Genomic DNA, 20,935 nt, shown 5'->3' with positions numbered 1-20,935 from the left:
ATATTGCGTCAGATTTTTCCGTTAAAAACACGCTTCCAAAGCGGGTTAAAACCGATGTGATAAACAAGCTCTGCAGGGCGCTCGACATTCCAGATCGCCAGATCTGCTGCCTTGCCAAGCTCCAATGTGCCGGTTTGCGCGAGAATGCCTAAGGCACGTGCTGCCTCACGGGTAACACCGGCAAGGCATTCATCCACTGTCATCCGAAACAGCGTAGCGCCCATATTCATGGTCAAAAGCAGGGAGGTGAGCGGTGATGTGCCGGGATTATTATCGGTTGCCAGCGCCATTTTTGTGCCCGCTTTGCGGAAGAGCTCAACCGGCGGCTTCTGCGTTTCACGAATAAAATAATAAGCACCCGGCAGCAAAACCGCGACAGTACCGGCCTTGGCCATCGCCACGGCTCCGGCCTCATCGGTATATTCCAGATGATCCGCTGATAAGGCATTATAAGACGCTGCAAGGGCTGCGCCATGCAGGTTGGACAATTGATCCGCATGGAGTTTAACCGGCAGGTTAAACGTTTGCGCCGCGTCAAATACCCGTTTCATCTCATCTGGCAGGAAGGCAAGGCCTTCACAAAATCCGTCAACCGCATCGGCAAGCTTCTCAGCAGCAATAGCCGGCAGCATTTCATGGATGATCAGATCAATATAAGCGGCTTTATCGCCATGCATTTCAGGCGGCAAAGCATGGGCGCCCAAAAATGTGGTTTTAATCGTAATATCACGTTCACCTGCCAAGCGCCGCGCCGCTTTGAGCGATTTGATTTCACTGTCTTTATCAAGCCCGTAGCCGGATTTGACTTCAACCGTGGTCACACCTTCTGCAATCAGAGCATCAAGCCGCGGCAATGCTTGCGCGACCAGCGCATCTTCACTGGCTGCCCGCAGATTTTTAACGGATGAAACAATACCGCCGCCAGCGCGTGCCACCTCTTCATAACTTGCACCGTTTAAGCGCAGTTCAAACTCATGCGCACGATTTCCCGCATGAATCATATGCGTATGGCAGTCGATCAACCCTGGCGTAATCAGGCGGTTCTCGCAATCCGTTACCGGCAATCCGGCATAGCTGGCAGGCAGTTCTGACCGTGTGCCGATATAAACAATTTTGCCATCACTGGTGACGAGTGCAGCATCTTCAATCAGGCCAAGCCCGTCATGTTTTTCATTCAATGTCGCTATACGCGCATTGGTGAAAATATGTGCCGTTTTGTCAGACATGCGATTTTCCGCTTTCCCCGTTTTCTTATAATGTATATACATAATAATGGTTGAAAAACAGAAAAAGCAAGAGGGCATTTGTCTGCCGGCACAATTATTTCACCATGCTGCGCGCGCAGCTTCATTGCTTACGGGGACATAAAAAGAGGAGAATAGCCGTGATGCCTACACAACAAACCATTCATGCAGCACAGGTCTTGCTGCCACAAGGCTGGGCAAAAAACACCCGCATCACCATTGAAAACGGCCGGATTGTGAATATCCAGCAAGGTGTAAATCCAACGCCTTCTGATGAGTGCCATGAGGTTATTCTGGCAGGCATGCCCAACCTGCACAGCCATGCGTTTCAATATGGTATGGCCGGATTGGCAGAAAAATGCGGCCCTTCAGCCGACAGTTTCTGGAGCTGGCGCGATATTATGTATAAATTTGCGCTTAACCTTTCTCCGGAACAAGCAGAGGCGGTGGCACTTCGCCTTTATGTCGATATGCTCGAAGCCGGTTTTACGCGTGTGGGAGAGTTTCATTATCTCCACCATGACCGCGATGGAAAATTTTATAATAATATTGCTGAAATGGCCGACCGTATCATTGCAGCGGCGCAACAATCCGGAATTGGCCTGACTATGCTGCCGGTATTTTATGCGCACTCTACTTTTGGAGGCGCTGCTCCCAATGACGGCCAGCGCAGATTTATCAACTCCACAGAGAGCTTTGCCAAACTCATTGAGAGCTGCGAGACATCACTCAAAAACTTTGACGGTGCGGTATTGGGCGTTGCTCCGCATAGCTTGCGCGCCGTCACACCTGAAGAACTGCGCGACATCACAGCCTTGCTGCCGGATGCACCAATCCATATCCATATTGCCGAACAGATAAAAGAGGTTGAAGACTGCCTGAACTGGGCCGGTAAACGCCCTGTGGAATGGCTGCTCGACAATCAGGATCTGGATAAAAACTGGTGCCTAATCCACGCCACCCACATGACCGATGCTGAAACGTTACGCATGGCCAATACCGGCGCCATTGCCGGTCTTTGCCCGATAACCGAGGCAAATCTGGGTGACGGCACGTTTAATGGCACGCCATTCAGCAGCGCCGGCGGCTGCTTTGGCATTGGCTCTGATTCCAATATTCTGATCTCTATTGATCAGGAATTGCGCCAGCTGGAATATTCACAGCGCCTTCAGCACCGCGCACGCAATGTGCTGGCAAATCCGCAAGGCTCCACCGGCCGGTTTTTATATGATGCTGCCCTCAAAGGCGGCAATATTGCACTGGGTGACCGCGAACAGGCATTAAGCATTGGTGGGTCGGCTGATTTTATCTCGCTGAATATGGCGCGCCTGCCATTTGCCACAGAGGATACCGTTCTCGACGGCTGGATATTTGCCGGCAGAGCTGCGATCAGCGATGTATGGGTGCGCGGTGAAAAGCTGGTACAGGCAGGCCGTCACCATTTGCATGATCAGGCAGAAAGCGCTTACCAGAAAGTTCTGGGCGAACTGATCTCTGCAGGCACATTATAAGCGCTAGAGCGGGTAACGTTCAGGTTGGATCGCAGCGCTCGCTCTAGATTCTAGAATTATCGCATTCTCATACCTATCAAGTTGATTCAACTTGATAGTGAAATGCTCTAACAATAGGCATGAAATCAAAAGCGGCGATCTGCGCCGCTTTACCGACACATAGCAAATGGCAGCTGCTGCTGACCATTAATAACACTGTATTTAAAAGAAAAAGTGGTGCGGGTGGTCGGAATCGAACCGACACTCCTTTCGGAACTGGATTTTGAATCCAGCGCGTCTACCAGTTCCACCACACCCGCACATGTGCAAGTGCTTTGCAATCAAAGCACTGCTCTGGTTGCGCCGAAATATAATGAGAACCACCCTCCCGTCAACTGCCAAAACCATTTGTTTCAATAATAATTCAACAAAAACGCTTTAGCTGCCCTATTTCGTCAATCTTCCCCCTCTAACTGTCCCTCTATTGATTGCTCCGCACTGTATTTATCTTTAAACAGACTGCAATTCCTTCGTGTGGCCTCTGCCACATCCATCTTTGCTGATATCAATCTGAGGCTACCATGCTACGCCGACTTTACGACTGGACCATTTCACTGGCAGGGCGCAAATCGGCCGCTGTTTGGCTGGCGATTATCGCTTTTCTTGAAAGCTCGGTATTTCTGATCCCCGCAGATGTGCTGTTTGTGCCAATGGGTATCGCCCGTCCGCGCAAAGTCTGGCACTACGCGCTGCTCGCAACCATCATGTCGGTATTGGGTGGTATTCTCGGCTGGTATATCGGCCATTATGCCTATGAAGCCGTGGCCAAGCCGGTTTTAGAATTCTATGGCAAGCTCGATACCTTTGAAAACCTGCGCGGCAGCACCAGTGCCGATATGATTCTACTGCTGCTGATTACATCAGGCCTGTCTCATCTGCCGCCGATGAAAGTCGTTACGATTTTATCCGGTGCAGCAGGTGTCAATATCTGGCTGTTTATTCTCTCGGCAATCATTACCCGCGGTGCGCGATTCTTTCTCCTGGCATGGCTGCTGCAACGCTATGGTGAGCCTATCCGTGATTTCATCGAAAAGCGTCTCGGCATGATTGCAATTTTTGTTGCAATAATTTTGATTTTACTGTTTGCGGCAGTGAAATATAGTCACTCTTAAACATTAGATATTCTGTGGCCTTTATTATGCCACAGCCTGCTGTCTTTGCTGTTTAAGCTCTCTATCTCTTTGTTTAAACGCAGTTTCGTATGGATCCTTGCGAGAAAGAAATAAGTCCGGCGGACTAACTTCCTCGCAGCAACCGTAGCCATTTTTCATGAAATTGCTCTAAAAGGAAATTTACTGTGTCGCCAGCCAGCACATCTGCCAAATTCTATTCTCAGGGCGTTCGTAAGCACCATACGGTGTTATCAGCGTTTCTGGCGCTGGCTATGGCAGGTGTCGTAGGCACGGCACTGGCATTCCAGTATATCGGCGGTTATTTGCCATGCAAATTATGCCTCGATGAGCGCATTCCCTATTATGTTGGTATACCACTGATGGTGGCGAGCACAATTCTGGCAGCATTTGGTAAATCTGAAAAACTCACCCGTATCCTGCTGTTCATTATTGGTCTGCTAATGGCCTATGGCCTAGTACTTTCACTCTATCATTCAGGTGTCGAGTGGAAGTTCTGGGCGGGCCCAACGGATTGCGCAACCGGTGCAGTATCTATCACCACCAATGCAGGCAATCTGCTCGGCGATCTTAATGCAGTGAAACCTGCCGCCTGTGATGTTGCCGCCGGGCGTTTTCTCGGCATTTCTTTTGCCGGATGGAACGGCGTAGCTTCACTGATACTCGCAATCATTGCCTTTTACGGCGCGTCACTAAAAAGCACCCGCGCGTAAAGCATGAATAAACGCTGGCGCTGAATTACGGCTCCAGCTCCACATCCCAGTATAAATAATCCATCCAGCTCTCATGCAGATGGTTTGGCGGAAAACGCCGTCCGTTTTTATGCAGATCATAAACCGTTGGAATAAACGGTTTTTGCCTCGGCCACATTTGCGCTTTGGCTGGCATCATGCCGCCTTTGCGTAAATTGCATGGTGAGCAGGCAGCCACAATATTTTCCCACGTTGTTTCACCACCACTGCAACGCGGCACCACATGATCAAAAGTCAGCTCATGGTGAGCGCCGCAATACTGGCACTCAAAACGGTCGCGCAGAAACACATTAAACCGTGTGAAAGCCGGATGCGTTGGCGGAGAAATATAGGTTTTCAGGCTGATAACGCTTGGTAACCGCATTGAAAATGTCGGCGAACTGACCTCTGCATCATACTCTGCAACGATATTGACGCGATCAAGAAATACGGCTTTGATCGAGTCTTGCCACGACCAAAGGGATAAAGGGTAATAGCTGAGCGGACGGAAATCCGCGTTCAGAACCAATGCCGGCAGTCTGCCGGCAAATGCGGCAACAGACAAAAAACACCTCCTTAGAGCAGCCTGAAAAAGCAGATCCGGTGTGGTCTGAGGCTGCATCAAAACAAAGAGAGTATGCAGTCTTTGCGAAAATCAGAATCAGTTTTCGTTCGGACTGCAGGGCGTAACGAGGCAGAGCGACTGTACTGTGAATAAAAACAAATGCTTTGCCGCTCATAATATGCAAGCAGCACATGTCATTATTGTGAAGCCACAGCATTTCCTAGTCAAACAGATTTCACTGACTTTGCCTGCAAATAACGAAATTTATTATATACAAATCTGTCCATTCAAACGTTTTAACTAGCACTTTGATTCAAATAATCTCTGAAAAATAAATTTGCCGCTGCCGGCACTTTAACATTGTCGACATCTATGTAAACATAATGGTGACACTCGAACCAGATAAAGCGGCAGCAAGACTTTCCTTTTACATTCTCTTCGGATTAAGCTGCCGCCGGATAAAGGCCGCCAGAACGGCCGCAAACAGATAGGGAACTGTATTATGATTGGTCGTATTGAGCATGCAGGTTTGCAAGTTGATCAGGAACTGAGCAATTTTCTTGAGACAGAAGTGCTGCCAGGCACCGGCATCTCCAAAGATGCTTTCTGGGCGGGCCTTGCAGCCATGGTCAACGATCTTGCACCGCGCAACCGTGCCTTGCTGGAAAAGCGCAATACCATTCAGGCAAAGCTCGATAGCTGGTACAAAGCCAACCGCACTTATACGATGGCAGATTATCAGGCGTTTCTGCGCCAGATCGGCTATCTGCTGCCTGAAGGTGAAGCCTTTCAGGTTACCACCGCCAATGTTGATGCTGAAATTGCTAATCTTGCAGGACCTCAGCTTGTTGTGCCGGTTATGAATGCGCGTTATGCGCTGAATGCTGCCAATGCACGCTGGGGATCGCTCTATGATGCGCTCTATGGCACTGATGCGATCAGTGAAGACAACGGCGCAGAAAAAGGCAAAGCCTATAATCCGGCACGTGGCGCCAGGGTCATTGCATGGGCAAAGGCGTTTCTTGATCGGGCAACGCCGCTCAAAGCCGGCCGCTGGGATCAGGTCACCGGATTTAATATTGAAGGCGGCGTACTGTCGGTGACATTGCAGGATGGCAGCACACAAGCGCTTGCCCATCCACAAGCCTTTGCCGGTTATCAGGGCGATAGCGCCAAACCCACCCTTATTCTTTTGAAAAATAACGGCCTGCATATCGAAGTCCGCTGTGATGCCTCGCACGTAATCGGCAAAAACGATCCTGCCCATATTGCAGATATCACACTGGAATCAGCTTTAAGCACTATTCAGGATTGCGAGGATTCTGTTGCTGCAGTTGATGCAGCCGATAAGGTTCTGGCCTATCGCAATATTCTCGGCCTGTTCAAAGGATCCTTGTCTGAAAGTTTTGACAAGGGTGGAAAAACCATTACCCGCAAACTCAATACTGATCGCAGCTATACGGCGCCCGACGGTGCACCACTGTCACTTGCAGGCCGCTCTTTGCTGCTTATCCGCAATGTCGGGCACTTAATGACCAATCCGGCTATTCTCGATCGTGAAGGCCGTGAAATCCCGGAAGGCATTCTTGATGCCGCCTTTACGGCTGTAATCGGGGTGCATGATATCGGCACACCGGATGGCAAAGTAAAAGGCACCCATCTCAATTCGCGTACCGGCTCGGTCTATATTGTCAAACCGAAGATGCACGGGCCTGAAGAAGTAGCCTTTGCTGCAGAAATTTTTGCCCGCGCAGAACAGCTTGCCGGTCTTGCACCTGATACCCTGAAAATGGGCATTATGGATGAAGAGCGCCGTATGACCGTCAATCTGAAAGAAGCAATCCGTGCGGCGCAGGCGCGCGTTTTCTTCATCAATACCGGTTTTCTCGATCGTACAGGCGATGAAATCCACACTTCAATGGAAGCCGGTCCGGTTATCCGCAAAGGTGAAATGAAACAGGCGGCATGGATTGCTGCCTATGAGAACTGGAATGTTGATACCGGTCTGGAATGCGGCCTCACCGGCCATGCGCAAATCGGCAAGGGGATGTGGGCTATGCCCGACCTGATGGCTTCCATGCTGGAGCAGAAAATTGCGCATCCGAAAGCTGGCGCCAATACCGCATGGGTACCATCACCAACTGCAGCTACACTGCATGCCACACATTATCACCAGATTGATGTTGCTGAAGTTCAACAGCAGTTGAAAAGCCGTGAAAAGGCAAGCCTTGCGGATATTCTGACCATTCCGGTAGCGCGTGATACCAATTGGGCGCCTGAGGATGTGCAGGCAGAAATTGACAATAATGCGCAAGGTATTCTGGGCTATGTGGTGCGCTGGATTGATCAGGGTGTGGGCTGTTCCAAAGTGCCGGATATTAATAATGTCGGCCTGATGGAAGACCGCGCAACATTGCGGATTTCCGCCCAGCATATTGCCAATTGGTTGCATCATGGCATTGTCAGCCAGGAACAGGTCATGGAAACCATGAAACGTATGGCTGCAGTGGTCGACGCCCAAAACGCCGGTGATGCCACCTATCAACCGATGGCCACTAATTTTGACGGCTCGATCGCCTTTCAAGCGGCCTGCGAACTGGTATTTAAAGGACGTGAACAGCCAAGCGGCTATACCGAACCGGTGCTTCATGCCCGTCGCCTGCAATTTAAAGCGGCGCAAGGCTAGAGCATTTCACTATCAAGTTGAATCAACTTGATAGCTATGACAATGCGCGAACTCTAAAATCTAGAGCGAGGGCTGCGATCCAACCTGATCGTTACCCGCTCTAGAACACGTTCCCAAAAGGGGGGCCGCGCTTCAACGCCCCCTTTTTACATATTTAAGGCAAACCATGCTGACCATTAGCCACGCCGACAGCGCACATTTACCGGCAATTCTCGATATTTATAATGACGCAATTGTCAATTCTACCGCCGTATGGATTAATGAACCGGTGGATTTGCACAATCGTGAGCAATGGTTTGCAGCACGCAGGCAAGACGGCTTTCCGGTATTGGTGGCAATGCAGGATATGCAAGTGCTGGGCTATGCCAGTTATGGCGCTTTTCGGGCTTTTGAGGGCTATAAACATACGGCAGAGCTCTCGATTTATATTGCAGCCCAGGCCCGTGGCAAAGGCGCAGGTGATGCTCTGATGAGCGCTTTGCTGCAAGAAGCCGCCAATCATCACATCCATGTTTTGCTCGGAGCAGTTGAGGCGCAAAACACGGCTTCGCTGCGCCTGCATCAAAAGCACGGCTTCACGCAAACCGGTATATTACCGCAGGTCGGCAGAAAATTTGACCGCTGGCTGGATCTCATTTTTATGCAACGCATTATCTGAGCCCGGTTCTGCAATCAAAATTGACCTAACATATTGACCTTAGAATTATTCTAAACTATCTAGTTTGGAATAATTCTAATAAGAGGTTTTTATGTTCTCCTCACTGTTTTCCGCAGCACGCCGCCCCTTTGATAGCCTTTCCGAACAGGAAATATTGGCGCTCGCCATATCTTCTGAAGAGGATGATGCCCGCATCTATCTGAGTTACGCAGATGGTCTGCGCGAGCAATATCCGCAATCAGCCAAGATATTTGAGGCAATGGCAGAGGAAGAACATAACCACCGCGCACGGCTGATAGAACTGCATCGTCAGCGTTTTGGTGAGATTATTCCTCTTATCCGCCGTGAACATGTGCGCGGCTATTATGAACGCAAAGCCGACTGGCTGGTGCGGCCGCTCGGCATCGACAAAGTGCGTTCAATGGCGGCGCAGATGGAAGAACAGGCGGCGCGCTTCTATCAAGAAGCTGCCAAACGGGTGTCAGATGCAGCTACCCGCAAACTGCTGGGTGATCTGGCTCTGGAAGAAAAGCACCATGAAGATCGCGCCAACCGGCTGGAAGAAAAGTTGACACCGGATACCGTGCAGGATCAGGAGCGCGCCAGCGAGCGCAAACAAATGATCCTCACTTATATTCAGCCCGGGCTTGCAGGTCTAATGGATGGTTCGGTCTCAACCCTTGCGCCGATTTTTGCTGCCGCTTTCGCCACACAAGACACCTGGCAGACATTTCTCGTTGGCCTGTCAGCCTCTGTAGGTGCCGGTATCTCGATGGGCTTTACGGAGGCCGCCCATGATGACGGCCATCTTTCAGGCCGCGGCTCACCGGTCAAACGCGGTCTTGCCAGCGGGATCATGACCACACTGGGCGGTTTAGGCCATGCCCTGCCCTATTTGATAGCCGACTTCTGGACCGCAACAGCCATTGCAATTGTTATTGTTTTTGTTGAACTCTGGGCCATTGCTTATATTCAAAACCGCTTCATGGAGACTCCATTCATGCGCGCAGCATTTCAGGTGGTTCTCGGCGGTGCATTGGTACTGGCCGTAGGTATCCTGATCGGTAATGCCTGAATAAAACCTAATAGCAGGCCGCATTATACTCAGCCGACAGCCACCAGCGAGGCTGCCGGTCTTGCCGCAATCGCCTGATCCATAAACGGCTCAATACAAATATGGCTCGGCTTGTTAATCGTAACAAAACTGTTGCGAGGCACAGCCATCCAGTTTTCTGCCACCCCGTCAAGCGGCTCGGAAACCACGCAAATTCCCGCGGCCGATGCCATTTTCGCAGTATAAAGGGTCGGCGCCAATTTATCGCTGGCATAGCGCACTGCAAACAAGGAATGCCCGTTGGAAAACGCTGCCGTCAACCGGATAAAGGGCGGCACTTTTGCGGCATCAGCGGTTTCATAAACTGCCTCTACCGTGCGCTGCAATGCGCTCACCGGATCCTCATCCAGACCAAAATGCAGCATCAGAAGAAAAAACAGCTCGGAATCTGTCGAACCGGATTTATGCGCATAAAGCGCATCCGGCAATAGCAATTCAAGGCGGCGGCGCAAGCGGTCAAAACTACCAATTTGCCCGTTATGCATAAAGCTCCAACGCTGAAACACGAAGGGATGGCAATTGGCACGACTGGTCTCGCCACCGGTAGATGCGCGCACATGCGCCAAAAATAGCCGCGAATTGATCTGGCGGGACAGGCTGCGCAAATTCTGATCGGACCAAGCTGGCAAAAGATCGCGATACAAACCCGGCTCTTCACGCGTGCCATACCACGCCACACCAAAACCATCACCATTGGTGGCAGTTTTTGCCTCTGTCGCATGATGGCTCTGTGCAACCAGCGAATGGCAGGGAGAAGAAATAATATCTTCAAGATAAAGATCGGATCCGAAATACGCAGCCCAGCGGCACATGAAAACACCTTGGCAAGCCAATATCGTGACGAGTTATAATGGCTGATAACAATCTCAACCACATTCAAATCTAAACTTGCAGTTTATCAGCGATTAAAACTGCAATGCCTGATCTTTCATCAACTTAGTTAAAAAATCTACTCAGCGCTACGTTTGTGGGTTTTATTATAAAGCCGTGCAACCAGCGTGCTCGCCGTTTTGTCAAAGAAAAATGGTAAAATTGCATGGATCAGCGCTGCAAAACCAGCAGCAAAAAGCGTGAATGAAAATTTGCCAGCAAAGACCATATGCTGAAAATAGGTTTCATTCACGGAGGCCGGATGTTCGGTAAACAGGCGGGTAATTTTGGCTGGCACAGGCACCTCCCCTTATTTGAATTTATCTCAAACAATAAAACAGGCTTAAAGCCTCAGTTAGAAAGTTATGCTAACACCCTTACCCGCAAGATTTATCTCAAAAAATCCTTGAAATAGCATTGATTTGGGACAATCATCCCATGATGACTGAAAATATAGACGATACTGACCGCCGCATCCTTCAGGAATTACAAAAAGATGCGACCCTTTCGATCGATGCATTGTCTGCGCGCATTCACTTGTCGCGCAATGCCTGCTGGCGTCGGGTGAAGCGGTTGGAAGATGACGGCATTCTCAAAGCCCGTGTTGCACTGGTTGATGCCGATAAGCTCGGCCTAAGCCTGACAGTGTTTATGCTGATCAGAACCAGCCAGCATGATCCGAAATGGCTGGAGCAGTTTCGCACGGCTGTCACATCATTGCCTGAAGTGGTGGGCGTCTATCGTATGAGCGGTGATCTTGATTATATTATCCGAGCACGGATCGAAGATATGAAAGCCTATGACCAGCTCTATCAAAGGCTTATCACCCGCGTGCCGCTCTCTGATGTTTCGGCATCATTCGTGATGGAAGAAATCAAGGATTCTACAGAAATTCCGCTTTTTAGTTAAAGCAGTTTCAGGAAAAGTAGGCACCGCCTACGCGGGGAAATCAGTTCACTGAACTCATTTCTATTCCCGCTTCGATCCATCCGAAGCTGCGTTTTTAAAAGACAGGGCAGTTTCAGAAAAAGTGATGACAGATTTTGGCATAGAAAATAAAATCTGTCTGCATAAAACACTGGTCTCTTTCAAATTGCGTCTCAATATGTTTAGTGCTGTTAAAATCACACTATCGACGAGAAGGGTTCATCATGTCCGCCAATTCCTCTTCATCATCCAGCCACCCGAAGCTCGGAATTGTCCGCCTTGAACATGCCGAGGGTCTGGATTTGCCGGCCTATGAAACAACCGGTTCTGCCGGTATTGATTTGCGCGCAGCTGTACCTGAAGACCGCCAGATCGTTTTACTGCCGGGTCGCCGCGCTTTGGTGCCGACCGGCCTGATCTTTGAGCTGGCAGAGGGCTTCGAAGCACAGATTCGCCCGCGCTCCGGCCTAGCCTTCAAAAACGGCATTACCTGCCTCAATACACCGGGCACCATCGACAGTGATTATCGCGGTGAGGTCAAAGTCTTGCTGATCAATCTCGGTGATGATGATTTTCGTATTGAGCGCGGCATGCGCATCGCACAGGCAGTGATTTCGCCTGTTGTGCAGGTTAAGATTGAAGAACGCACAGAAGTCAGCGAAACCCAGCGCGGTGCCGGTGGCTTTGGTTCAACCGGCCAGAAATAACCGATACAATACAATGCCGTGAGCGAAGGTTGCGATAAGATAATCATCGCGCTTATTATGCCTCACAGCGATTATCTAATTTTATGCTCTGCCCAGTCACCTGCGGCGGAGCATTTTTTTGTCCCGCACTGCGGCTGGCCATCTATCCGGCAGCGCGCAGAAACCACACTCTAGATAACCAAGTTCCTTAAGCCCGGCCTACCGCCGTAAACTTGCGGCCTTACATAAAGTGAATGTTAATTGCACGCTATAACTTGACAATTTTACTCATATTTGATCTTCATATTATCGCATTCTAATATTGCGAATGTTATTTTTTGCTCAATCCCACATAACGTAAATTTTCAGCAAAGATGAACCCATCAAAATGAAAAGCCAAGTATTTGATTTTATTGGCATTGGCCTCGGACCATTCAATTTGGGTCTGGCATGCCTATCGCAACCCTTGTCTCAACTAAATGCAATATTTTTGGAAAAAAAGCCGCAATTTGGCTGGCATACGGGCATGCTTCTTCCTGGTTCAACCCTGCAGACACCTTTTTTAAGCGATCTGGTCACCATGGCCGACCCAACAAGCCCGTTTAGTTTTTTAAACTATCTGAAGCAAAATAACCGTCTCTATCAGTTTTATATTCTGGAAAATTTTAACCCCAGTCGCATTGAATATAATGATTACTGTAATTGGGCAGTCAAAAAGCTCAATAATATTATATTTGAGGAAAATGTTGAAGAAATAGATTTTCTCGAAGATGAGAAAATCTATCGGATCAAATCCCGCAACACTCAAAATGATACTGATACAATCTATTATACCAAGCGGCTGGTGCTTGGCAGCGGAACCCAGCCATTTATACCTGATCACTGCCAAAATTTGGCTCAACAGGCCTGCCATACGGCACAATATCTCGAGCAGAAACCCCGGTTGCAACAGGCAAGTTCAATCACTGTGATAGGCAGCGGACAAAGCGCTGCTGAAGTCTTTTATGATTTGCTCTGCGATATTGAGCGTTTCCCTTATCATATTAACTGGATTACCCGCTCATCGCGTTTCTTTCCGCTCGATTATTCAAAACTGACCCTAGAAATGACCTCGCCGGACTATGTCGATTACTTTTACGGCCTACCCATAAAAAAGCGTGCTGACTTGCTTGATCAACAAAAGCCGCTCTTTAAAGGTATTAATCTGAGTTTGCTGGAGCAGATTTATCAAAAGCTCTACGCTTTAAACCTGAGTGAAACACCCAGAGTAACCATGATGACCAATGCAGAGTTGGTTTCCGGCCACTATCACCATGATCAAAAACTTTATGACTTGTCGCTTCATCAGAAAGAACAGGACCGACATATCGGCATTAAAACCGAAGCACTGATTTTTGGCACCGGTTATGGTTATAAAGAACCGGAATTTTTAAAGCCTATCAAAACCCGCATAGCCTATCTCGACAATGGGCAACATGATGTCAGTCGTCATTATACGATTGATAAAAATCATAACGAAATTTACGTCCAGAATGCCGAACTACATAGTCACGGCTTTGCAGCGCCCGATCTGGGCATGGGATGTTACAGAAACTCGAAAATACTGGCCCATATTTGCGGGCACAAAATCTACAAAACAGAAGACAGAATTGCGTTTCAAAATTTTGATCCGGCAGCCGTTTTATAATGCCAGCTTTTTAGCAGTCAATGCGTACAGGCTGCGCATTGTTCCACGCCCAATCAAAGAGATATTATAATGTCTAAATCTCAATCAACGCTTTATTTTTCCAATGATTACAGCTTTTCAAGACAAGATGAATTGCTTGGCACATTCAGCTTGAGAGCTCTGGATTTGGAAAAACATATCCAGCCTGTCTGTGACTGGATACAGAAAGACTATGCGAAATTCTGGAATATGCAAAATTTCGATCAAGCGCAATTACACCAATTTTATAGTGCGATGCAGCAAGATTCCCATCAAGCGGCTTTTATGGGTTTTTATCAGGGCGAGCCGGCATTTCTGGTCGAGATTTATGATCCGGCACAGCATGAACTCGCAAAATACTTTGAAAGCAAGCCGGAAGATTGCGGTATGCATCTGTTGATTGCGCCCCCCGTTATCCGGCAACCCGGCTTTTCCTTAGCCGTTATGCGCACTGTGATGGAGTTTTTATTTCAGAAAATTGCGGCAAATCGGGTGATTGTCGAGCCGGATATTCATAATCATAAAATCCACCGCCTGAATGAACGGGTGGGCATTAAACATATCAAACCTATCGAACTACCTCAAAAAACTGCTCTTTTAGGCCTGTGCTCACACCACGACTACACGGATAGTCTCAACACATATTCAAATTTGGATGATTTACAGCGCAATTCCCATCTGATGCCTCATTTATGGCAAAAGGCAAATCGTGATCTGCTCCGTAAAATACTGGCTGAAACATGTCATGAGCAACTACTAAAACCACATTTGGTTCATACGCAGGATAGCGGCAATATTTATCAATTACCCCCCGCTGAAGATGGCAGTTTTTACCGTTTTCAGGCCAGGATTCTACCTTTGGACCATTGGCTTATTGATCCTGCATCTATTGAAAAAATACACAATGAGCAGACCGTTGCCCTCGATGCACTGGAATTTTTGATTGCTTATCGCACCTCTCTACCGATCAGAGATGATGACTTCCCGCTTTATCTTGAAGAGATTAGCAGTACTCTGGCCGGTAGCTGCTACAAGCTGAGCAATGGCGAGCGCAGCGCAGAAGCCCTGCAATCCGCCGACTATCAGGCTATCGAAGCGGCCATGAGTGAAGGTCATCCGACCTTCATTGCCAATAATGGTCGTATCGGTTTCAGCAGCACCGATTACCGCCAATATGCACCGGAAACAGCGGCGCCCTTACAACTGGTATGGTTAGCTGCACACAAAAATAAAACCACATTTTCAAGCATTGACGATCTAGACTACCATCAGTTGTTACAACCGGAAATAGATGGCATAACACTGACAAGATGGCATCAGAATCTTGTCGACTTCAGTCTGAATCCTGATGATTATTTTTTTATGCCTGTACATCCGTGGCAGTGGCGTCATAAAATTTCCATTACCTTTGCTGCCGAGGTTGCTAACCGCGATTTGGTTTATCTTGGCAAATCGCCGGACTTTTATCGGCCGCAACAATCTATCCGAACATTTTACAACATAAGCTGTCCTCATAAAGCCTATGTTAAAACTGCATTATCCATACTTAATATGGGTTTTATGCGCGGTCTCTCGCCAGAATATATGGAAGCAACACCAGCGATCAATCAATGGATAGACCGGCTGCTTCGTGATGACGCGTTTTTACAGAAAAACGGCTTTACGATTTTGCGGGAAATTGCAGCGATCGGTTATCGTAATCCGATATACAGACCCGCTGTTGCTAAGGGCGGTGCCTATGGGAAAATGCTCAGTGCACTTTGGCGTGAAAGCCCAAAAGCACAATTGAAGCCCGGCCAAAACCTGATGACAATGGCAGCACTCCTGCATATCGACCCGCAGGGAAATTCCTTGCTAGAGCATTTGATTAAAGCATCGGGTGAAACTGCTGAAACCTGGATATCTGCTTATCTCAAAGCCTATCTTACACCATTGCTGCATTGCTTTTATGAGTATGATCTTGCTTTCATGCCTCATGGTGAAAACCTGATTATGGTTTTAAAAAACGCAATGCCGCAACACATGATCATGAAAGATATCGGCGAAGAAATTGGTATTCTCAACGGTACGATCAAAGTCCCTGATGAGATTTCCCGTATTCATTTCAAAATCGAAGATTCACTGAAGGTCAATTATATATTTACAGATATTTTTGACGGTTTCTTCCGTTACCTTGCGGCTATACTCGATGAATATGAACTCATAAAAGCGCAGGATTTTTGGGCTCTGGTGGCTGATACAATTTACAAGTACCAGCTTGCGCAGCCACAACACCATCAAAAATATCAGGATTATGATCTGTTTCCGAAGCAATTTGTCAGAAATTGCTATAACCGGCTGCAATTGAGAAATAATCGTCAGATGCTCAACTTACAGGATCAGACAGTGAGTTTTCAATATGCCGAGCCACTTGATAACCCGCTGGCGCCTTATAAGCGATAGACCTGTCTTCAGCGGGCTAGAGCATTTCGTAGTCCAATGGAATCATTGGGCGGTCACGATAATGCGTAAACTCTAAAATCTAGAGCGAGTGCTGCGATCCAAGCTGATCATTTCCCGCTCTAGATCAAGACGCTTGAATATGGCCAGCATCGTTCCCAGATACTGTACTTTGTTTGGTCAGATTGGCAATAAACGGTATCGCAGCTACTGCTATACCCATCCCGCCCAAAAACAACGCAGAATAACCAAATCGACCGGCAACGGCACCGGATGCCACGCCGCCTATCATACTGATCACTGAATCTGTACATTGAAAAATGGTGAAATCCACCCCCGCCTGACGCGGGTCAGACAGGCGCATAAAATGCGCATAAAGTGCCACAAATCCAAACGCCATAATGCCGGATGTCGAAGCCAGAGCACAAACCAGCACCAATATTTGCGGCACATTTTGCAGGCTGGAAAAAATTGCAAAACTCAGGAGCATCACGCTTTGTAAACATAGCGCAATCAGCAGCACAGTGCGTGTTCCCAGCAACCTTACGGCCAGCCCGCCCAGCAAAGCACCGCAGAAACCAACCAGCAGCCCACCGGTGCCATTGACCATGCCCATCACCAGCAGATCAATGCCTGAATCAATCATATAAGGGCCAAGCATGACAATGCCCCATTTTTGCGCCGCCACAAAAAACACGGCCAATACGATACCTTTACGCACCTCGGGGCGGTGCAGAGCCGTTTGTAAAGACGGCATGTGATGGCGCAACTGCACATGTTGTATACGTCGGTTCAGAATAAAAAACGGCAAGATCAGCAATAGCATTGTTGCAGCCATTGCAAAGACAGAGAAGCTCCAGCCGAGATAGGCATAGAGCACCAGAAACACACCGGAGCCGATCGCGGAACCGAGATAGGCGCCGCCTACTTGTGCGGCATTTCCCCAACCCTGATGTTTTTGTGCCAATGTTTCAACAGCAAAGCCATCGCAGGCAATGTCCACCGTTGCGGCAGCAAACCCTACCATCACCAGACATGAAATGGTAAAAACAAGGGGAACCGGCCCGAGTGCCCCGATCGCAAACAGGCCTGCGGCGGCAATCAGCCCGCCCGTTAAAACAATAATACCCGAGCGGTTTTTACCATGTGCAGGCAAGCGGAACTGCTCGACCATAGGCGCCCATAAAAATTTCAGCGCCCATGGGATAATAACCAGATACAACAAGCCGATATGTTCAAGCGAAAAACCGCCTTGACGTAAAATCGCAGGCAAACCGGTATAGGTCAGTCCGCCAATCACACTTTGTCCGACATAAACGCCGCCAATAGCAATAAACACAGCGGAAGGAAGGACGTGAGATGCAGGCTTTTCCATCCCTCAGCAATCAGAACCGGTAGCGCATTGAAGCTGTAATTTTACGACCCTCATCCCAGTAACAAAAACCACTTGTACAAACCTGCTTCACCTCATTGAGAAGATTGCTGGCATTGACCTGCAGACGCATCCCGTCAAGCGACGGCGCGAGGTTAACCAGATCATAGCGCAAACCGGCATCCAGTAAGAGCCGGGCCTTGTTATCCAGCACCGGCGTGTTGCTGTTATCGCCAAAACTCGAGCCGGTATAACGCAGCCCCGCACTAACCCCTAGGCCTGTCAAAGCACCACTGACAAAACTGTAATCAGCCCAAAGTGATGCCGTGTGATAAGGCGAAGCATTGAGCGTATTGCCTTCGGTTTCTGCGGTCAGACGACGAATTTTCACATTATTATAGGTATAAGCAGCAATCAGGCTCAAACCATTATCAAGGGTGGTGCCACCTTCAAGTTCAAAGCCGGATGAACGAAGATCCAGCTGGATCTGCTGGTTAATACCGGAAGAAGCTTCAAAAATAGTGGCATTATCCTGATCCAGACGAAACACTGCCGCATTAATGTAGGCATTGGTGTTAGGAAGCACATATTTCATCCCTGCTTCCACCTGTCTGCCCAAAGTGGGGACAGCCTGCTGCCTGACTGCATCATCACCGTCCGATTTTAGCACACCCGTATTGGTGACAAAGGACGTGCCGTAACTGACATAAGGTGTGACACCAAAATCTGTTTCATACCCAACAGAGGCTCGTCCCGTTGTTTCACTATCATTACGGGAGAATGCACTAAGCGCCTCACCATAGACACCGGTCTCCAGATCGCTTTTCGACCAGTCATGGCGCAAGCCGAGTGTCAGTCGCCAGGCATCGAATTTAATCTGATCTTGCAGATAGATACCGATTTGCGATTGTTTCTGCCGGTCTTCTTTATCGTAAGCAGGTACATAGATATGATCCGGAGTGAAAGGCTCGGAACCGGTACCGCTGAAAGAACGCGTACGGGCATAGCTGATATCAAGACCACCAATCAGTTTGTGCTCAACAGCACCGGTTTGTAATTCGGCCTCTAGATAAGTATCCGCTACCAGCCCGTTATTTTTATCGTCTGATGTGCCGGGATAGTTTTGAAAGGAATAATCCCACTGGGCAGCAAGACTGGAATAGCGTGCCCGCTGATGCAATGTCACATTGTCGGTCAGGCGCTGATCCAGCTCATAGCCCACCCAGCCCTGCTTCTGCCGAAAATCATTAAATCGGGGATCGCCGGCAAACTCATGTGTTGCCCCGATCGACTTACCGGTAACAGGGTCATATTCATTAACATAGGCAGCCGTACCGCCCGTGGTTGAATCCATATACCCGCTTAAAACCGTCAGCCTGGTGTCATTATCCGGTTGCCAGGTAAAAGCCGGCGCAATGTAAAAACGGTCATCCTTTACTGCGTCACCCAACTCAGTGTCCGCATTACGCCAAACTCCCGTCAGCCGATACAGGAATGTCTTGTCATCATTTACAGCGCCGGTGAAATCAAAGGCCCCCTGTTTACGCTGGTAAGAACCGGTTTGTAGCTCAATCTCGCGCAAAGTTTCTTCGCTTGGACGCTTGCTGATAATATCGACAATACCGCCGGTACTGCTGTTACCGTAAACAGAGCCGGATGGTCCGCGCACAATATTAACTGCTTCTACGCCGTATGGCTCGAATCTGAATAAACCATTCGGGCTGCTGAGTTGGCGTAATCCGTCACGAAACACCCCCGTATAGGTCGCATCAATACCGCGTATTTTAAACCCGTCAAAACGCGGATCAAAACCATATTGCCCGACATAAGTCCCGGGCGTGTAGGACAAAACATCCAGAAGACTGGTCGTTGCACGATCTTGCAATTGTTGTTGTGTCACGGTTGATGTCGACTGCTGCACATCTTTAACCGCCGTATTGGTTTTGGTTGCACTGCGTCCGGAGATGGCAACATAGCCATCGGCCTGAACAGGTTCGGAGGCAGTTGCACCTGCATCTTCACCCGTTATCACAATCGGGTTGAGCTCAATTGCTTTTTGCTGGTCTTGCGCGCCCGCCGGTAATGTCAGCGCTAAAAATGATACAGTGAGTGTGAAATTATACGGTAGTGTTTTGACAACGCACATTTTTAAACCCATCGATGTTTTCACAATAAATGCACTTTAATATGACTAATTAAGTCATGTATTAAAAATCTCGATGGGTCAATATGAATACATTAGAAATCGATAAAATATAGCAGGCCGTGTGCAAATTGCTACACATCCCTTACATTAGCCAGATCAAGGATTTTAAACCTGACTATCAGAACAAAAAAATTTAGTTAAACTTAAACGGCACAGCAAAGGGAATGCGGGCAGCAGCCATAGCCGGCGGCGGTGCAGGCACCGGTGAAGCCCGCTTAACCGCGTCAACTGCAGCCTGATCAATCTGCGCATTGCCGGATGAACCCGATACCCGTGCTGATAACACATTGCCGGATGCATCAATCACAAAAGCGACCTGCACAACACCCTTCGCGCCGCGGCCAAGACTGCGCTGTGCCGCACGTTTTTTGCGTTCAAGATGGGCCTGCACTTTTGATTGCCACCTAGCGGAGCTTACACCTGCAGAAGCTGAGCTCTGACGATTGGTATTGGCGGCAACACGGGTAGAGTTTTGTGCATTAATCTGCGGGGCAGCGGCCTGCTGGGTCGTTTCAGCTTTCACCGTTTTTTTAGCTTGTTCTTTAGGTTTAGGCTGCTTTTTAGGCTTTTCCAGCTTAGGTTCCGGTTTTTTCGCAACCGGCTTTTCAACCTTTTTCGGCAGCACAACTTCAGGCTTCGGTGCCTCAGGCACCTCTGGCACAGTTTCTTCTACCGGTTCAGATTCAGCAACGTCTTCAGGCTCTTCTACCGGCTCTGGTGGCTTGACCTCTTCAACCTGCTCAACAGGTTTTTCAGGCTCGGCTTCAGCTTCTTGCGGATTTTGCGAGGCCTCAGCCATTGGTGCAACGGAGTTTTCTTCAACCTCCGGTGCCTGAGGCATCGGATCAAGCTCCATCATAATTGCCGCTGGCGGCTCACCATCCGGCGCCATTTCCGGCTGTGATGCATGAATGGCATAGGCACCGGCAGCATGCGCCATCAAGACAACAGCACCGGCACCAAGCCAACGTGTCAAATCTTTCCAGACCGCGCCCGAGCGTTCGTTCCCAGCAGCGTTTTTCATGCCCCTCACCGGTGGATGATCAATCGGT

General features: G+C 48.8%; 17 protein-coding genes and 1 tRNA gene. 10 read left to right on the top strand and 8 right to left on the bottom strand.

The genetic code is table 11. The features are described 5' to 3' along the window. Positions 1-8 precede the first annotated feature (8 nt). Positions 9-1,226, bottom strand: a complete 1,218-nt coding sequence (hutI, locus tag MP213Fo_RS10235) for an imidazolonepropionase (RefSeq protein WP_421088923.1) — start codon at positions 1,224-1,226, stop codon at positions 9-11. A 152-nt stretch (positions 1,227-1,378) separates the two neighbouring features. On the opposite strand from hutI, the gene MP213Fo_RS10230 reads away from it, so the two are divergent. Further along, positions 1,379-2,755: a formimidoylglutamate deiminase gene (locus tag MP213Fo_RS10230; RefSeq protein ID WP_421091100.1), complete on the top strand. Its 1,377-nt coding sequence runs from the start codon at positions 1,379-1,381 to the stop codon at positions 2,753-2,755. A 214-nt stretch (positions 2,756-2,969) separates the two neighbouring features. On the opposite strand, the gene MP213Fo_RS10225 is transcribed toward MP213Fo_RS10230, so the two are convergent. Beyond that, positions 2,970-3,054, bottom strand: a tRNA-Leu gene (locus MP213Fo_RS10225). Between the two features lie 261 nt (positions 3,055-3,315). Between MP213Fo_RS10225 and MP213Fo_RS10220 the strand changes: the two genes are divergently transcribed. Beyond that, positions 3,316-3,906 carry a YqaA family protein gene (locus tag MP213Fo_RS10220; protein ID WP_421088922.1) on the top strand — a complete coding sequence of 197 codons (591 nt, stop codon included), beginning with the start codon at positions 3,316-3,318 and terminating at the stop codon, positions 3,904-3,906. A gap of 185 nt (positions 3,907-4,091) precedes the next feature. Next, entirely contained in the window at positions 4,092-4,637 is a 546-nt protein-coding gene (locus tag MP213Fo_RS10215; protein ID WP_421088921.1) for a disulfide bond formation protein B, read from the top strand. A 25-nt stretch (positions 4,638-4,662) separates the two neighbouring features. On the opposite strand, the gene MP213Fo_RS10210 is transcribed toward MP213Fo_RS10215, so the two are convergent. After that, the gene (locus MP213Fo_RS10210; RefSeq protein ID WP_421088920.1) at positions 4,663-5,220 is read right to left on the bottom strand and encodes an HNH endonuclease; all 558 of its coding nucleotides are present in this window, start codon (positions 5,218-5,220) and stop codon (positions 4,663-4,665) included. 502 nt (positions 5,221-5,722) lie between these two features. On the opposite strand from MP213Fo_RS10210, the gene MP213Fo_RS10205 reads away from it, so the two are divergent. The 3 genes from MP213Fo_RS10205 to mbfA all read left to right on the top strand — a co-directional run bounded on the left by MP213Fo_RS10205 (position 5,723) and on the right by mbfA (position 9,639). Beyond that, positions 5,723-7,906 carry a malate synthase G gene (locus tag MP213Fo_RS10205; RefSeq protein ID WP_421088919.1) on the top strand — a complete coding sequence of 728 codons (2,184 nt, stop codon included), beginning with the start codon at positions 5,723-5,725 and terminating at the stop codon, positions 7,904-7,906. Positions 7,907-8,072: 166 nt separating this feature from the next. Further along, positions 8,073-8,564 carry a GNAT family N-acetyltransferase gene (locus MP213Fo_RS10200; RefSeq protein WP_421088918.1) on the top strand — a complete coding sequence of 164 codons (492 nt, stop codon included), beginning with the start codon at positions 8,073-8,075 and terminating at the stop codon, positions 8,562-8,564. Between the two features lie 91 nt (positions 8,565-8,655). Beyond that, positions 8,656-9,639, top strand: a complete 984-nt coding sequence (gene mbfA, locus MP213Fo_RS10195) for an iron exporter MbfA (RefSeq protein ID WP_421088917.1) — start codon at positions 8,656-8,658, stop codon at positions 9,637-9,639. A 29-nt stretch (positions 9,640-9,668) separates the two neighbouring features. Here mbfA and MP213Fo_RS10190 read toward each other — a convergent pair whose 3' ends face one another. Together MP213Fo_RS10190 and MP213Fo_RS10185 are read right to left on the bottom strand one after the other, a co-directional pair. Further along, a complete protein-coding gene (locus tag MP213Fo_RS10190) occupies positions 9,669-10,490 on the bottom strand; it encodes a class II glutamine amidotransferase (RefSeq protein WP_421088916.1) in 822 nt (273 codons plus the stop codon). A gap of 137 nt (positions 10,491-10,627) precedes the next feature. Next, on the bottom strand, positions 10,628-10,846 hold the full coding sequence (locus tag MP213Fo_RS10185; RefSeq protein ID WP_421088915.1) for a DUF6356 family protein: 219 nt from the start codon (positions 10,844-10,846) through the stop codon (positions 10,628-10,630). A 143-nt stretch (positions 10,847-10,989) separates the two neighbouring features. Between MP213Fo_RS10185 and MP213Fo_RS10180 the strand changes: the two genes are divergently transcribed. The 4 genes from MP213Fo_RS10180 to MP213Fo_RS10165 all read left to right on the top strand — a co-directional run bounded on the left by MP213Fo_RS10180 (position 10,990) and on the right by MP213Fo_RS10165 (position 16,308). After that, positions 10,990-11,457 carry an Lrp/AsnC family transcriptional regulator gene (locus tag MP213Fo_RS10180; RefSeq protein WP_421091099.1) on the top strand — a complete coding sequence of 156 codons (468 nt, stop codon included), beginning with the start codon at positions 10,990-10,992 and terminating at the stop codon, positions 11,455-11,457. Between the two features lie 242 nt (positions 11,458-11,699). Next, positions 11,700-12,182, top strand: a complete 483-nt coding sequence (gene dut, locus MP213Fo_RS10175) for a dUTP diphosphatase (protein ID WP_421088914.1) — start codon at positions 11,700-11,702, stop codon at positions 12,180-12,182. A gap of 367 nt (positions 12,183-12,549) precedes the next feature. Then, positions 12,550-13,848, top strand: coding sequence for a lysine N(6)-hydroxylase/L-ornithine N(5)-oxygenase family protein (locus MP213Fo_RS10170; protein ID WP_421088913.1), 1,299 nt, complete (start codon positions 12,550-12,552; stop codon positions 13,846-13,848). A gap of 69 nt (positions 13,849-13,917) precedes the next feature. After that, positions 13,918-16,308, top strand: a complete 2,391-nt coding sequence (locus MP213Fo_RS10165) for a GNAT family N-acetyltransferase (RefSeq protein ID WP_421088912.1) — start codon at positions 13,918-13,920, stop codon at positions 16,306-16,308. Positions 16,309-16,432: 124 nt separating this feature from the next. On the opposite strand, the gene MP213Fo_RS10160 is transcribed toward MP213Fo_RS10165, so the two are convergent. The 3 genes from MP213Fo_RS10160 to MP213Fo_RS10150 all read right to left on the bottom strand — a co-directional run bounded on the left by MP213Fo_RS10160 (position 16,433) and on the right by MP213Fo_RS10150 (position 20,907). Continuing rightward, positions 16,433-17,680, bottom strand: coding sequence for an MFS transporter (locus MP213Fo_RS10160; RefSeq protein ID WP_421088911.1), 1,248 nt, complete (start codon positions 17,678-17,680; stop codon positions 16,433-16,435). Positions 17,681-17,690: 10 nt separating this feature from the next. Then, positions 17,691-19,823: a TonB-dependent siderophore receptor gene (locus MP213Fo_RS10155; protein ID WP_421088910.1), complete on the bottom strand. Its 2,133-nt coding sequence runs from the start codon at positions 19,821-19,823 to the stop codon at positions 17,691-17,693. Positions 19,824-20,016: 193 nt separating this feature from the next. Beyond that, entirely contained in the window at positions 20,017-20,907 is an 891-nt protein-coding gene (locus MP213Fo_RS10150; RefSeq protein ID WP_421091098.1) for a TonB family protein, read from the bottom strand. Positions 20,908-20,935: the final 28 nt, after the last annotated feature.

This window comes from Pseudochrobactrum mosebachae, from assembly GCF_048914685.1.
GTDB lineage: Bacteria > Pseudomonadota > Alphaproteobacteria > Rhizobiales > Rhizobiaceae > Pseudochrobactrum.
This window is presented reverse-complemented; position numbering and strand designations above follow the sequence as displayed.

What these genes read in the sequence shown, in the direction of transcription:
- hutI (WP_421088923.1), bottom strand. Translation starts at nt 1,226, where the DNA reads ATGTCTGACAAAACGGCACATATTTTCACCAATGCGCGTATAGCGACA.
- MP213Fo_RS10220 (WP_421088922.1), top strand. Translation starts at nt 3,316, where the DNA reads ATGCTACGCCGACTTTACGACTGGACCATTTCACTGGCAGGGCGCAAA.
- MP213Fo_RS10205 (WP_421088919.1), top strand. Translation starts at nt 5,723, where the DNA reads ATGATTGGTCGTATTGAGCATGCAGGTTTGCAAGTTGATCAGGAACTG.
- MP213Fo_RS10200 (WP_421088918.1), top strand. Translation starts at nt 8,073, where the DNA reads ATGCTGACCATTAGCCACGCCGACAGCGCACATTTACCGGCAATTCTC.
- mbfA (WP_421088917.1), top strand. Translation starts at nt 8,656, where the DNA reads ATGTTCTCCTCACTGTTTTCCGCAGCACGCCGCCCCTTTGATAGCCTT.
- MP213Fo_RS10190 (WP_421088916.1), bottom strand. Translation starts at nt 10,490, where the DNA reads ATGTGCCGCTGGGCTGCGTATTTCGGATCCGATCTTTATCTTGAAGAT.
- MP213Fo_RS10180 (WP_421091099.1), top strand. Translation starts at nt 10,990, where the DNA reads ATGACTGAAAATATAGACGATACTGACCGCCGCATCCTTCAGGAATTA.
- dut (WP_421088914.1), top strand. Translation starts at nt 11,700, where the DNA reads ATGTCCGCCAATTCCTCTTCATCATCCAGCCACCCGAAGCTCGGAATT.
- MP213Fo_RS10170 (WP_421088913.1), top strand. Translation starts at nt 12,550, where the DNA reads ATGAAAAGCCAAGTATTTGATTTTATTGGCATTGGCCTCGGACCATTC.
- MP213Fo_RS10165 (WP_421088912.1), top strand. Translation starts at nt 13,918, where the DNA reads ATGTCTAAATCTCAATCAACGCTTTATTTTTCCAATGATTACAGCTTT.
- MP213Fo_RS10160 (WP_421088911.1), bottom strand. Translation starts at nt 17,680, where the DNA reads ATGGAAAAGCCTGCATCTCACGTCCTTCCTTCCGCTGTGTTTATTGCT.
- MP213Fo_RS10155 (WP_421088910.1), bottom strand. Translation starts at nt 19,823, where the DNA reads ATGTGCGTTGTCAAAACACTACCGTATAATTTCACACTCACTGTATCA.
- MP213Fo_RS10150 (WP_421091098.1), bottom strand. Translation starts at nt 20,907, where the DNA reads ATGAAAAACGCTGCTGGGAACGAACGCTCGGGCGCGGTCTGGAAAGAT.